We start from the raw sequence: 13,343 nt of genomic DNA on the forward strand, positions 1-13,343 counted from the left end.
AGAGTAGCCATGCACGCCTCTGTTACGGTCTGTCGTCGTTCAGTCTTCGGTGATCGGTCGTGGCGGCGATTTGTCGGGCATCGTTTCGGGCCAGTCCGCAACGCTGCGTCCGGCCGTTCGGCGGATGAATTCCAGCGTCGCATCGGCAGGCATCGGACGGCCGAGATAGTAGCCCTGCAGCCGGTCGCATCCTGCGTCCGCCAGCCACTCGGCCTGTCCCGGCATCTCCACGCCCTCGGCGGTGACGGTCATGCCGAGCCCATGGGCGAGGTCGAGAACCGAGCGCACGATGATCTGGCTCTTCACGTTCGACCTGATGTCGCTGATGAAATACTGGTCGATCTTCATGGTATCGAATGGAAAATTCTTCAGATAGCTAAGGGATGAATAAGATTTTCCGAAGTCGTCCAAAGAAATTCGAATTCCGAGCACGTTGAGCGTATTCAGTGTGTCGAGATTGTCGACGGTTTTTTCGAGCAGAACGGATTCGGTGATTTCCACCTCCAGCCGATCCGGGTGAAGCTCGGATGCATCGAGCGCGTGTGCGATGGTGTCCGTGATGCCGCCGCTCAGGAACTGGGCGGACGACACGTTCACGGCAAGGCTGAACGTCGGCGGCCATGCCCGCGCCTGTTCGCATCCCCTGCGAAGCACCCAGGCGCCGATCTCGTCCATCAATCCATCGGTTTCGGCGATGGGGATGAAGATGCCCGGCGGGATAAGCCCGAGTTCGGGATGCCGCCATCGCAACAGCGCCTCGAAGCCCACGACGCCGACCGTTGGTTGCACCAGTGGCTGGTATTCGAGAAAAAGCTCTCCATTGGCGAGAGCGCCGCGCAGCTTGCGCCGCAGATTCTCGCGCTGCTCGATCAGGAGTTGCATGGGCTGGCTGAAGACGCGCGCACAGCCGCGGCCATCCCGTTTGGCGGCATAAAGCGCGATGTCGGCCGCCTTCATCAATTCCTCGCTGCTCCGGCCGTGGTCCGGCGTGTGTGCAATGCCGACGCTGGCGCCCACGAAGATCGGAAGACCGTTGAGCAGGAAAGGCGCCTGAAAGGCGGCAATGAGGTCGCTGGCCAGTCTTTCAGCGGAGGCGGGCTGCGGCTTGCCCAGCTGGACCACCGCAAATTCGTCTCCCGCATAGCGATAGGCGAAGTCGCGGTCGTCGATCGTGCGCCGGATACGCTCGGCCGCCATCTGAAGGAGCAGGTCTCCCGCTCCATGACCCAGGGTGTCGTTCACCACCTTGAAGTTGTCGAGGTCGATCTGCAGGAAGGCCGGCGGGGTGTCGCCGGGAGCGTCGTGAAGTACATTCCGCAACCGCTCGGTGAGTTGTCTGCGGTTTTCGAGCCCGGTCAATACGTCATGCGTCGCGTGATAAAGCAGGGTCGAGGAGTCGCCCTCGTCAAGGGCGGATGCCGCAGTCGCGATGGACGGGACCGGCTGCTCGTTCAGTCCGACGCCGCTGCCGACGCGAAAGATGCACAGGCGGGAAGGGGTGCCCGGCGAGCCGTCGGGCATATCGAGCCATTCCTCTCGGCCGCTGCCGATCACGCGCTTCACAGCCTCGCGGAGCGTGAGGCTTTCGACATCGGCATAGATGTCCCACAGCAATTTTCCCGGGGCGACATCTTTCCGCAGGCTGGTGAGCGAGGGCGTGTGATGGATGAGGCGATGGGAGCTATCGTAAATGGAAATCTTCTCGCTGGAGTTGTTCAATACATCCAGCATGTCCATGCCGCAGGGTGTCCGGCGCAACGGTTTCGCGCTGCTATCCGTGGCGAGCGCCACGGAGCTGCTAAACCGTTGCAACAACAAACGCCACAAGCTTCGAACTCCCCCGCTCGATCGAAGACGCTACCATAGCGATGACGCAAACCAAACTGCGTGCGCCCTGTACCTTTCATCGCGTCCTCCAGAAAATGATACCATTATCGGGGAAGTCTGAAGCAAGCTGTATCTGACCTTGAACTTTCGTGGAGTTCAGGCCGGCAGGTGCTTGCCCTAAGGTTCGCGCCGGACATTGGCCACCATGCCGGCTCACCTATCGGAAGAAGCGAGGCCCCGACGTGAGCCTCGGTTATGGAGTGTAGTGGCTGGAATGAGACGAGGAAACCTGGCGGGTATCACCGCGGCCCTTACCCTATCTCTGGCCCCTGCGAGGGGCCTGGGCGCGTCCGGTACCCACAAGGAAGCCACTATGAAAGCGTTGGCGCGGGTCGATCCGAGCTTCCGTGCCGAACAGCGTTGCGATTCCCGCGCGATGGGGGAGGTGCAGCGGCATCATTCGGGCATGGGCGCCCCTTCTTAGACCCCTTCTTCAGCCGGCCCGAGCAAAGCTGGGGCCCAGGAAGCTCATGATCTCGCTGTCCGTGATCGGGCGGATGTCGAGCCCGAAGGTCTTGTTCATGGCGGCGACCAGGCTCTGTGCCCACAGGGCGTTCCATGCGACGCCGGCATGGGCATCGGCGAGCACGGCATTGTGGGGATCGTTGCCCGAGGTGTTGGTGATAGCCCAGCCAGGGGCCAGCTGCAGCGTCTTGTAGTCCGGAAGGCCGCGAGCGTCGCGCGTGCCCCACAGATTGCGAAACCAAGCGCGGTTGTCGAAGAAAAGGATGTGGGGATCGCCGGCGGCCAGCGCTTTCAAACCCTCATCGTACATATCCATTCCGGCCTCGATATTGGCGATGGCCTCGCCCGAGTGCCAGTTGGGAAACTCCTCCGACCAGTCGGCATTGTTCAGGATACCGACGAGGACGATGCGCGTGTCGGGATGTCTCTCGCGGATAAGGGCGGTTGCCCGGGCGATGGCGTCGACGCAGGCCTTGATCCGGGAGAGAGCGTGGGGGGACTGCCGGTCATGGGCCAGCTCGTCGAGCTCCTCATGGGTACCGATATCGTTGATGCCGATGCGGATCACCACGACGCCGGCGCGCCAGCCGTCCGGATCCGTGTCCATCAGGTCGATGAGGTCGAGTGCCTGCCGCTCTTTCTGGCCGAAAAGCTGGTCGCAGGTCGCGCCCGTGATTGCGAAATTATAGCGGAAATCCTCCTTGCGGGGCGTGCGTGCGGGTACGCCGCGGGCTTCGTCGAACAGTGCGCGGACCTTGCCGGTGCCCCAGGCTCCCCATTCGCCCTGATCGATCTGGTCGCTGCGCAGCCGGTCGAGGATTTCGGTCCACTGATAGGTCGTCATGCGATGTGGGCCGCCCCGCAGACCCGGGTCAGTGCCGAGCAGCACGGTGTCATGATAGGAATGGCTGTCGGAATCGCCCAGCACCGCAAGCCGGATCCGCCCGCCCGCCTTCACATTCGACGAAGCCAGGGCCGGCGCATGCTGTCTGAGAAGCTGGGGTGCCATCAGCCGGATGCCGGCCAGCGCCGACAGAGCGGCCAGTACCAGAGCAAGGCCCGAGAGCAGGATCAGGAGCGAGGGACGGGTAAGACGCATGGGTGAGCCTGCCTCCGGCTCTCAGGCCTATCCGATGGGCGCCTCGGCGTCCATCGGATAGGCCTGAGAGCCGTCGCGAGCGAGATCCTTATTTGGTGAGCTGGACGCTGCCGACGCTGCCCTTGGCGGCGGTCGATCTGTCATGGAACGCCATGCTCGTCAGGAGCCTTCGCACGGGGCTGTCTAAAAGCGTCGCGATGGCGCAGGAAAGAAGGACGGTGGCAAGGGTGGCGGAGATCAGCATTTCCATCGGTGTCAGCCCGTTCCGGTGGCCGATCGCCCACACCATCCAGCCGACGGGGATATGCAGGCAATAGACCGGGTAGGACAGCCAGCCGAGAAAGTTGGCGATGCTCTGCGAGGCCGTGTTCCTGATAATCGTATGTCCGCCGACCCAGACCAGCGCCGGGCCGCCGATCGTGATGAAGAACAGCGCGTAGATCCCGTCGATGTCGAAGGGAAACAGGAGCAGCAACGAGGCGGCGCCATACAGCATCCATGCCTTGCCCCACATCACCGTTTCCTGGGGTGAGGAGGTGCGCGGCGTCGAGATATAGCGGCACAGGATTATGCCGGTCACGAAGCTGAAGATGACGCGGGGAAATCCGCCGATGAAGGTGCCGGTGTTGTAGCCCATGCCGAAGACCAGGCCGTTCTGGTGGCTGATCCGGGCGAAATAGCCGGCCAGCGCGAGCAGCACTACGAGGCTGACGATGGCGACGCGCATCAGGCTTCGCGACTGCAGCTTGTAGAGGAAGATGAACAGGAAGCTCGCAATCAGTTCGAAGACGAGCGACCAGGCGGGCGGGTTCAGCGGAAAGATCTGCCCGGCCAGCGTCGCGCCATCCTCGAAGTCGAAGATGAGCGTGTCGTTGGCATAGGGAAATCCCAGAAGGTTGTAGGAGAGTTCCTTCGTCGCCAGCTTGGCGGAAAAGGCCGCGAGGCCCGTCGTGCCGAGCATGTAGCTCGCAATGGTGCCGATGACGAGGCCTGCCAGGAACAGCGGGTAGAGCCGGATGGCGCGCTTTAGCAGGTACTCGCGAACGCCGAGATCGGTGCTCAGTGCGCGGGCATAGGAATGATAGATCACGAAGCCGCTGAGAACGAAGAACAGGTCGACCGCTAGATAGGCGGAATCGAACGGCGTGACGAAGCCTTCGGCGAACAGGCGTCCCCGCGAGCTGAAATGATAGATCATCACCATCAGCGCGGCGATGCCTCGCAAGCCGTCGAGCGCAATGTAGCGATGCTGCGTCATCCTGCCTGGTCCTGGTGACTGCGGCCCGGGAGCCGGTCCTGGATTGTCCGCCGCTCAGCTCGTGAGCTTGCCGAGGGAGCCCGTTTCGTCGAACACCGGCCGTGCCGGTGCATCGGTGCGAATGGTGAGGGCGCGCTCGTCCTTGCGGGCGAGACGCTCGATGAGAGCGGCGGCATCGCTGCCGCGATCGAACTGGGCATAATAGGCAAAGGCCGCGTTCTGGGCGTCGGCCAGACGCCGGTCATCGCCCAGCACGCGTGCAACCTCGGCCTCAGCGAGCGGAAACACCGCTTCCTCGTAGCCGGACGGCAGGCCGTCCAGCGCCGAGCGGGAGACGAAGGCCGGCACGCCCGCGCGCAGGGCCCCAACGATCTTCATCTTGAGGCCTGTGCCGTCCACCGGCGAGAGCGCCGCCTTGCTGCGGGCGTAGATCTCCTCCGGCCGGTCGACATAGCCGAGCAGACGCACATTGGCATGGCGGCCGGCGAGGGCGACCACATCGGGATCGTTGCAGACATTGCCGCAGATCGCGATGCGGTAGCGCGCCAGCCACTCGCCGTTCTGGGCGAACATCTGGACGAGGCCACGCCCGTTCATCGCATAGGCGGAGCCGAAGAACACAAGGTCGATGTCGCGCTCGCTGGCCGGAGCGACGTCGGCCCGCTTGCGCGGGGGGTCCCATGCCGCAACGTAGTGAACCCGGTCGTCCTCAAGCATCATGCGGAAGAAGGCGGCCTCGGAAGGCGAGATCGCGACGAGGGCGTAGACGATCTGCAGGACGGCAATCTCGCCGCGAAGCTTGCGCAGCGAGGTCAGCGAGACGGAACTGGCGCGCGCGAGCTTCGCCCATTTCGCGAAGTTGACGTCATGGGTGTCGACCACGCAGCGGTCGGGATCGACACCGTTCAACTGGGCGAGACCGTGCGTGTAGTTCACGAAGATCGAGCCCGCCTCGGCCTTCACGCCAGCGAATTTGGGGCTGGCGCCGGGCAGCGACAGCTTCACGAGATTGCGTGCCATGCCGGGAAAGAAGGAGATGAGGAGGTTCTTCACGCGCGTAGCGAGTTTCAACCGACCTGAATAGTGCTCGAGCACCAGCTCGACGCCCGGCCAGCGCTGGTGGAAGGCCTGGATGTTCCGCTCCTTCCAGGGGAAATCGGGATGGTTGTCGTAGGAATAGACCACCACCCGCGGGAAGCTCAGCACGAGGCGATCCAGCAGCGAGCAGACGCGCGCATGGCAGCCGTCGGCTTCCGGGCTGAAGGCGCCGTAGAAATAGACGGCAATCTTGTTCCGGGTCATCGGACGCCATCCTTTGCCAGGCGGCGGTGGCGACCGGTGGCCAGGTGACCTGCGCTTTCCATCGACATGTAAGCCTCCAGATCGTCACCCTTGGAATGTCCAGCTCCGGGGTTTCCTCGAAATGCGTTGGGCCAATATTCGTTTCGCAAGGGCAAAAGTCTCATCGCAAAGGAATGATCGTTGACATTGCCATGCAGCATAGAAGCCGACCCGGCGGCCTGAAACAGCGCAACCGGCTGTCCGAGCCGGTGGCCCGTGAACAAAGGCGGTAGTCCGGCGGGAGTGGATTCGAACGGGCATCACGGCGTGTGGATGGGTTACGCCGTCCGATGGGGCGGTTCGGCGCAAAGGGATAGGCGGGCGCGCGGATTCGTAGCCATCGGGATAGTGCGAGCGGGTGTCCCACGTCGTATCAGGGGACTTCTTGACCGAAGGAAACGCACGGAAGGCCCGGTTTTCTTGTTATAAGGCCTAAATCCTTTCCGCGGCGTATCATTACACGACCAGGGGCAGAGTTTCGGCGTAAAAGCCATTCCTCCAGGGTATCTCTTATGCTTTCATATAGTTCTGTTTTCGATGAGCCGTGGTGGTACGAAGCCGCCACGGGCGGAAGCTGGCGTAAGGTTGAGTTTGACGACGGCAAGGTACTTGCTGCCAGTCTAGTTTATTCCACCTATCGCGAGGGAGGACTTCGGATCGTCGGCATGCCTCATCTCGCGCGGGTCATGCAACCAACCATCAAGTTCCACTCCGTCGAGGCGCGGCGCAATCTGTCCCATGTCATCCGGGCGCTGCAGGGACTGAGCGAGCAACTGCCGAAATTCGACAGGTTCTCCTACACGCTGGCTCCCGATTCCGATCTCGACCTCGCCTTCAATCTCGCCGGCTTTACGGTGACCACCAGCTTCACCTTCCGCACGAGGCAGGATCCCGATTACGATCCGCTCCGGGAGATGGATCAGAAGGTGAGGTACAATATCAAGACCGGCCTCAAGCGGATGCAGGTGGTCGAGCACACCGACGTCGAGCGCTATATTCGACTCTCGCAAAGTTTCATCGGCGACCGCGCCTTCAAGGACAACGTCGATTACGGCGCGATCCGGCGCATCATGGCGGCAGCAGTCGATCGGGGGCAGGCCATCATCCTGGCATGCGTGGATGAAACCGGGGCGGATATGGCGAGCGCCGTATTGCTGACCGACAGCCGCTATCTCTATTACTGGCTCAACAGCCGAAACCCGGCGGCCAATGAAGGGGCGGCCAACAGTGTGCTCATCTGGAAGTCGATCGAAAAGGCCCGGGCGCTGGGCCTGACCTTCGATATGGATGGCTATGCGAAGGCCAATACCGGCGTGTTCCTGTCCCGGTTCGGGCTGATCCCGCAGCGGCGGTCCGAGATCTCGATGGTCACCAACGCGGCGACGCTGCGCATGGCGGCCGCCTCCCACGTGCGCAGCCTCGTCGGCCCTAAGCTGCGGCAGAAGCTGCTGTCCATCCGCAACACCGTTTCGGGTCGCAAATCGCCGATGTCCCAGGCGAGCTGAAGGCGAGCTCGCCGACCGAGATGGCCTTCAGCGGCGCGGCGGCGTGCGGGCTGCCACACCGTCCTTCAGGGGAACCGTAAGGCCGACCTTGACCCGGTCCATGGCCACGAGGGAGCGGAACCTCTTCACATTGTTGTTGCCGAAGAACAGCCGACGAGTCAGCGCCTCATAGGCGGCCATGGTCGGCACCAGCATCACCAGCACGAAATCCGCCTCGCCCGTGACGTAATAGCACTGCTGCACCTCGGGCACGGCGGCGAAGCCGCGCTTGGCGGCATCTATCAACTCGGCGGTCTCGCTGACCAGTTCGACCTCGACGACGAGGGTGAGTGGCTGCCCTACCTGCGCCGGATCGACGAGCGCGACATTCGCCGCGATGACACCGGCATCCTCCATGCGGCGAATGCGGCGCTGCACCGCCGGCGCCGACAGGTTCACCGCCTCGCCGATGAGCCGCTGAGGGGTTGCGTTGTCGCGCTGAAGGAATTCGAGGATGGCGAGATCGAAGGCGTCCAACGAGGTGGGCAGGGCCGTGTCCGTCATCCGAGCCTCGAAGAATGAAATATTTGTGCGTGGATGTGGCTGATATAGAGCCCGTTCTGCACGCCCTCTGCAATATCCTCTCGTCGTTCCTGTCGCGAGAGATGTTCGATGTTCCTGTCCAACGCCCATCCCGATTATCGTCAGCCCCTCGATCCGGCCGATGGCGACATGCTTGGCGAAGCCGGCGCCGATGCGGTGGACGCCTATCTGGCGCAGCGCGACAACCATGCACCCACCCCGCTCCATGCGCTGCCCGGCTTGGCCGCGGAGCTTGGCGTCGGTGCACTGCATGTGAAGGACGAGGGGTTCCGGCTCGGGCTCGGCAGCTTCAAGGCGCTCGGCGGCGCCTATGCGGTGGCACGGCTGGTGCTGGCAGAGGCCGGGCGAGCTCTCGGTCGCCCGGTCGAGATGGAGGAGATGCAGGAGCCGGCGGTGCGCGCCGTCGCGGCGGGGGTGACCGTCGCCTGCGCCACCGATGGAAACCACGGCCGCTCGGTGGCGCAGGGCGCGGGGCTGATGGGGGCTGCCGCGGCGATCTTCGTGCATTCCGGCGTCAGCGACGAGCGCGTCGCGGCCATCGCCCGTTATGGGGCGCGGATGATCCGGGTCGAGGGCACCTATGACGATTCCGTCGCCGAGGCCACCCGCGTGGCGCAGCAGGAGGGCTGGACCATCGTCTCCGACACCTCCTGGCCGGGTTATGAGCAGATTCCGGCGCTGGTGATGCAGGGTTACACCGCCATGGTGCGCGAGGCGCTGCGCCAGTTGCCCGAGCTGCCGACCCACGTCTTCGTGCAGGCCGGCGTCGGCGGCGTCGCGGCGGCAGTGGCGGCGCATCTGCAGCTGGTGCTGGGCGAGCGTCGCCCGCGCTTTATCGTCGTCGAGCCCGCCCGCGCGGCCTGTGTTTGTGAAAGCGTGCGCGTGGGCGCGCCGGTGCGGATCGCTCATGGCGAACCCACGGTGATGGCGATGCTCGAATGCTACGAGCCCTCGCGCATTGCCTGGCGGGTGCTCTCCCGCGCGGCGGATGCCTTCATGACCGTCGATGAGGAGGACGCCGTGGCGGTGATGAACCGACTGGCGCGCCCGGTCTTTGGCGATCCGGCCATCGTCGCGGGGGAAAGCGGCGGTGCCGGGCTGGCGGGGCTGCTGCGGGCGATGGCCACGCCGGAGATCCGCACCGCGCTCGATCTGGGGCCGTCCTCGCGCGTCTTCGTCATCAACACCGAGGGGGCGACCGACCCCGGACGTTATGCCGAGCTCGTAGGTCTGGCGCCTGATGTCGTCCGGGCTGGGCCGGCATGAGCGGCCTGGCGATCCATGAGGCGCGCCTGCTCGGCCGGCTGCACGCGCTTGGGCAGATCGGGCGTGATGGCGAGAACCGTCTCACCCGTCTCGCCGCCTCCGACACCGACCGCGCAGGGCGCGACGCTCTGGTCGGCTGGCTGCGCGAGGCGGACCTCGACGTTGTGGTCGATCGCATCGGCAACATCTTCGGCATCTGGCGGACTCATGCGAACGCCGCGGAAGCGCCGCTGCTGCTCGGCTCGCATATCGACACGGTCATTGATGCCGGCATCTATGACGGCTGCTACGGCGTGCTCGCCGGGCTGGAGGTGATCGAGACGCTGCGCGCCGCAGGCCTCACGCCGGTTCGTCCCATCGCGGTCGCCGCCTTCACCAATGAGGAGGGCGTGCGCTACGCACCCGACATGATGGGCTCCCTCGTCCATGCCGGCGGGCTTTCGGTAGAGGAGGCGCTGGCGAGCATCGGCACCGACGGCACAACGCTGGGCGCCGAGTTGGAGCGCATCGGCTATGCCGGCGTCGCCGAGCCGGGCTTCCTGCGCCCGCATGCCTATGTCGAACTGCACATCGAGCAGGGCCCGGTGCTGGAGCGCGAAGGCGTGCCGATCGGTGCGGTCGCGACGCTGCAGGGCATTTCCTGGCAGCGCGTGGTGATGGAAGGCACGGCCAACCACGCCGGCACGACCCCGATGTCGATGCGCCGCGATGCCGGCTACGCCGCCGCGCGTGTCATCGCCTTCGTGAACGAGCAGGCGCGAAAGGCGCATGACCCTTCGGTCGCCACCGTCGGCTGCATCGCCTTCGAGCCCAACGCGATCAACGTCATCCCGGCGCGGGCGACCTTCACCGTCGATCTGCGCGACCCGGACGAGGCGCGGCTCGCGGCCGGGGAAGCGGCGCTGGCCATCTTCCTCGACGAGGTGGCGGCCAGCGAAGGCGTGTCGGTCTCGGTTGAAAGACTGGCGCGCTTCTCACCCGTCGCATTCGATGCCGGCATCGTCGCGCTTATTGAGCAGGCGGCCGCGGGCCGTGGGCTCGCCTATCAGCGCATGACCTCCGGTGCCGGGCATGATGCGCAGATGATGGCGCGCATGGCTCCGGCGGCGATGATCTTTGTGCCGAGCCTTGGTGGCATCAGCCATAATCCGCGCGAACACACGCCGCAGGCCGATCTGGTGGCCGGTGCCAATGTTCTGCTGGACGTCGTCGCCTGCCTCGCCGACGCAAAGGGAGACCGCCATGGCTATGGATCCTGAGGCGCTCGAGCGCGAGATGACGATCTGGCGGCATGATCTCCACGCTCATCCCGAATTCGGCTTCGAGGAGCGGCGCACCAGCGCCTTCGTCGCGGCAAAGCTGCGGGAGATCGGGCTCGACGAGGTGGTCGAGGGCGTCGGCGGCACCGGGGTCGTCGGCACCCTGAAGCGTGGCACCGGCAACCGCGCCATCGCGTTGCGTGCGGATATGGACGCGCTGCGCATCGCCGAGCAGGGCACCCACGCCCATGCGTCGCGTCATCCGGGCACGATGCACGCCTGCGGGCATGACGGCCACACCGCCATGCTGCTTGGCGCCGCCCGCCTTCTGGCCGGCGAAGGCGGCTTCGATGGAACGGTGCGCTTCGTGTTCCAGCCGGCCGAGGAGTGGGGGCAGGGCGCGCAGGCCATGCTTGATGACGGCTTGCTGGAGCGCTTTCCCTTTTCCGAGATCTACGGCCTGCACAACATGCCCGGGCTCGCGATCGGCCATGTCGAGACCCGGCCGGGGCCCATCATGTCGGCGGAGGACATTTTCGAGATCGTGCTGACCGGCATCGGCGGGCATGCCGCGCGCCCGCATCAGGGAAGCGAGGTGATGCTCGCCGCCTGCGCCACGGTGCTGAACCTGCAGGCCATCGTCTCGCGCCGGATCAGCCCGGCCGACATCGCCGTGGTCTCGGTAACCGAACTCATCACCGACGGTACCCGAAACGCCCTGCCGGGGCAGGCCCGCATTCTGGGTGATGCCCGTTCCTTCCTCCCGGAGGTGAGCGCAACGATCGAGCGGGAGATGCGTGCGATCGCCGAGGGCACGGCGCTGGCCCACAATGTGGCGGCGTCTGTGCGCTATGCCCGTGAATTCGTGCCGCTCGTCAACGATGCCGCCCTCGCGGACGAGGTGCTGAAAGCGGCACGAGGGGTCTGCGGACCGGAGCGGGTGGCGTCGGCGGAAGAGCCGATGACGGCTTCCGAGGACTTCGCCCGTTTCCTCGCCCATGTGCCGGGCTGCTTCGCCTTCGTTGGCAACGGGCCTTCCGCGCCGCTGCACAACCCGACCTATGACTTCGACGACGCCGGCCTGCTGCCTGGCACAAGGCTGCATGCCGCCATCGTGCGCACCCGTCTTCCCGTCGCGGAACAGGCGTGAAGGGGCGTCGGCGCGACAGGCCGGACGAGACCGGTTAAACAGCAGAAGGCGAGGGCCCGCAGGCCGATTCGCCGCCTGCGGGCCCTCGCCCGGATCACCGCCGCAGCCGAGGCGCCGAATGAGCGACATCGCCCCGCCGGATCGAGCTGGAACGGACAGTCCCGCCCCCGCGCAGGGGCGCCCCGGCCTGCTGGCCGGGCTTACGGTCTATTTGCGCCCGCGCGTGCTGGCGGTCATGCTGCTGGGCTTTTCCTCCGGCCTGCCGCTGGCGCTCTCCGGTTCCACCCTGCTTATCTGGATGCGCGAGGCGGGGGTCGATCTCACCACCATCGGCCTGTTCGCGCTGGTCGGCACGCCCTACGCCATCAAGTTCCTCTGGGCGCCCGTGGTCGATGCGCTTCCGGTGCCGCTGCTGACGCGCTGGCTGGGGCGGCGGCGCGGCTGGCTGGTGCTGTCCCAGCTCCTGCTCGCCGCCGCGATCGCGCTGCTGGCGCTGGTCGATCCGGCCCGTGCCCCGGCCATGGTGGCGCTGGTCGCTCTGCTGGTCGCCACCGCCTCGGCGACGCAGGACATCGTGATCGACGCCTATCGCGTCGAACGGCTGGATCCCTCCGAACAGGCCGCCGGCATGGGCGCCTATGTCGCCGCCTACCGGGTCGGCATGGTGGTCTCGACCGCCGGCATCCTGTTCCTCGTCAGCGGCATCCAGGAAAAGCTCGGCGTGCCGGGTCCGGTGGCGTGGCGCTATGGCTATCTCGTCATGGCGGCGGCGGTGGGCATCGGCCTCATAACCGCGCTGGTCTCGGGTGAGCCGTCCGCGCCGCAGGGAGCGGAGGCGGACGAGGAACGCCACGAGCGTCCCCTGAAGCGGGTATTTCATGCCGCTGCCGGAGCCTTTACCGAATTCCTCACCCGGCCGATGGCGGTGGCGATCCTCGCCTTCGTGGTACTGTACAAGTTCTGCGATGCCTTTGCCGGCACCATGACGGCGCCTTTCGTCATCGATCTCGGCTTCACCCGCACCGATTATGCGGCCATCGTGAAGGGGCTGGGCCTCGGCGCCACACTGGTGGGCGGCATTGTCGGGGGCATGGCGGCGCGTTCGTTGCCGCTGGCGACCATGCTGTGGATCGGCGCGATCCTGCAGAGCGTCTCCAACCTCACCTTCGCCTGGCTGGCGACGCGAGGGCTGGATTACGGTGCCCTGTCCCTCGCCATCGTCGCGGAGAACTTCACCAGCGCCATCGGTACCGTGGTGTTCGTCGCCTATCTTTCGGGGCTCTGCCGCAATCCGTTGCACACCGCCACCCAATATGCGCTGCTCACCGCGCTGGCGGCGACCGGCCGGACCTATCTTTCGGCGAGCGCGGGCTATGTGGCGGCGGAGCTTGGCTGGGTGTGGTTCTTCGCGGGTTCGCTGGTCACCGCCGTGCCGAGCCTGATCCTCCTCGCCTGGCTCCAGGCCCGCGGCCATTTTCGCGAGGAGGGGCTGGACGGGCGCCGGACACGCGCCGCCGCTGTCGGCTGAGGG

Annotated in this window: 10 protein-coding genes; 5 read left to right on the forward strand and 5 right to left on the reverse strand. The window is 65.4% G+C overall.

The features are described 5' to 3' along the window. Positions 1 to 39: 39 nt before the first annotated feature. From MWN34_RS02605 to MWN34_RS02620, 4 genes are all read right to left on the reverse strand, one after another. On the reverse strand, positions 40 to 1,737 hold the full coding sequence (locus MWN34_RS02605; protein ID WP_247026239.1) for a putative bifunctional diguanylate cyclase/phosphodiesterase: 1,698 nt from the start codon (positions 1,735 to 1,737) through the stop codon (positions 40 to 42). Between the two features lie 583 nt (positions 1,738 to 2,320). After that, entirely contained in the window at positions 2,321 to 3,451 is a 1,131-nt protein-coding gene (locus tag MWN34_RS02610; RefSeq protein WP_247026240.1) for an SGNH/GDSL hydrolase family protein, read from the reverse strand. Positions 3,452 to 3,539: 88 nt separating this feature from the next. Next, the gene (locus MWN34_RS02615; protein WP_247026241.1) at positions 3,540 to 4,709 is read right to left on the reverse strand and encodes an acyltransferase family protein; all 1,170 of its coding nucleotides are present in this window, start codon (positions 4,707 to 4,709) and stop codon (positions 3,540 to 3,542) included. Positions 4,710 to 4,763: 54 nt separating this feature from the next. After that, on the reverse strand, positions 4,764 to 6,011 hold the full coding sequence (locus MWN34_RS02620) for a glycosyltransferase (protein WP_247026242.1): 1,248 nt from the start codon (positions 6,009 to 6,011) through the stop codon (positions 4,764 to 4,766). Positions 6,012 to 6,562: 551 nt separating this feature from the next. On the opposite strand from MWN34_RS02620, the gene MWN34_RS02625 reads away from it, so the two are divergent. Further along, complete coding sequence (locus MWN34_RS02625; protein ID WP_247026243.1) at positions 6,563 to 7,555, forward strand: GNAT family N-acetyltransferase; 993 nt, start codon at positions 6,563 to 6,565, stop codon at positions 7,553 to 7,555. Between the two features lie 27 nt (positions 7,556 to 7,582). Here the strand turns inward: MWN34_RS02625 and MWN34_RS02630 are convergent, their stop codons facing one another. Then, the gene (locus tag MWN34_RS02630; protein WP_247026244.1) at positions 7,583 to 8,098 is read right to left on the reverse strand and encodes an Lrp/AsnC family transcriptional regulator; all 516 of its coding nucleotides are present in this window, start codon (positions 8,096 to 8,098) and stop codon (positions 7,583 to 7,585) included. Positions 8,099 to 8,206: 108 nt separating this feature from the next. On the opposite strand from MWN34_RS02630, the gene MWN34_RS02635 reads away from it, so the two are divergent. The 4 genes from MWN34_RS02635 to MWN34_RS02650 all read left to right on the forward strand — a co-directional run bounded on the left by MWN34_RS02635 (position 8,207) and on the right by MWN34_RS02650 (position 13,340). Then, positions 8,207 to 9,403 (forward strand): diaminopropionate ammonia-lyase, encoded by a 1,197-nt coding sequence (locus MWN34_RS02635; RefSeq protein ID WP_247026245.1) that lies wholly within the window; start codon positions 8,207 to 8,209, stop codon positions 9,401 to 9,403. Then, positions 9,400 to 10,662: a Zn-dependent hydrolase gene (locus tag MWN34_RS02640; RefSeq protein WP_247026246.1), complete on the forward strand. Its 1,263-nt coding sequence runs from the start codon at positions 9,400 to 9,402 to the stop codon at positions 10,660 to 10,662. The genes MWN34_RS02635 and MWN34_RS02640 overlap by 4 nt, the downstream gene beginning before the upstream one ends. After that, positions 10,646 to 11,812, forward strand: coding sequence for an amidohydrolase (locus MWN34_RS02645; protein ID WP_247026247.1), 1,167 nt, complete (start codon positions 10,646 to 10,648; stop codon positions 11,810 to 11,812). Before MWN34_RS02640 ends, MWN34_RS02645 begins: the two co-directional genes overlap by 17 nt. A gap of 127 nt (positions 11,813 to 11,939) precedes the next feature. After that, complete coding sequence (locus MWN34_RS02650; RefSeq protein ID WP_425532052.1) at positions 11,940 to 13,340, forward strand: AmpG family muropeptide MFS transporter; 1,401 nt, start codon at positions 11,940 to 11,942, stop codon at positions 13,338 to 13,340. Positions 13,341 to 13,343: the final 3 nt, after the last annotated feature.

This window comes from Ancylobacter crimeensis, from assembly GCF_023016805.1.
Classification (GTDB): domain Bacteria; phylum Pseudomonadota; class Alphaproteobacteria; order Rhizobiales; family Xanthobacteraceae; genus Ancylobacter; species Ancylobacter crimeensis.

Coding starts and splice junctions, on each gene's coding strand:
- MWN34_RS02605 (WP_247026239.1), bottom strand. CDS start 1,737: ATGGACATGCTGGATGTATTGAACAACTCCAGCGAGAAGATTTCCATT.
- MWN34_RS02610 (WP_247026240.1), bottom strand. CDS start 3,451: ATGCGTCTTACCCGTCCCTCGCTCCTGATCCTGCTCTCGGGCCTTGCT.
- MWN34_RS02615 (WP_247026241.1), bottom strand. CDS start 4,709: ATGACGCAGCATCGCTACATTGCGCTCGACGGCTTGCGAGGCATCGCC.
- MWN34_RS02620 (WP_247026242.1), bottom strand. CDS start 6,011: ATGACCCGGAACAAGATTGCCGTCTATTTCTACGGCGCCTTCAGCCCG.
- MWN34_RS02625 (WP_247026243.1), top strand. CDS start 6,563: ATGCTTTCATATAGTTCTGTTTTCGATGAGCCGTGGTGGTACGAAGCC.
- MWN34_RS02630 (WP_247026244.1), bottom strand. CDS start 8,098: ATGACGGACACGGCCCTGCCCACCTCGTTGGACGCCTTCGATCTCGCC.
- MWN34_RS02635 (WP_247026245.1), top strand. CDS start 8,207: ATGTTCCTGTCCAACGCCCATCCCGATTATCGTCAGCCCCTCGATCCG.
- MWN34_RS02640 (WP_247026246.1), top strand. CDS start 9,400: ATGAGCGGCCTGGCGATCCATGAGGCGCGCCTGCTCGGCCGGCTGCAC.
- MWN34_RS02645 (WP_247026247.1), top strand. CDS start 10,646: ATGGCTATGGATCCTGAGGCGCTCGAGCGCGAGATGACGATCTGGCGG.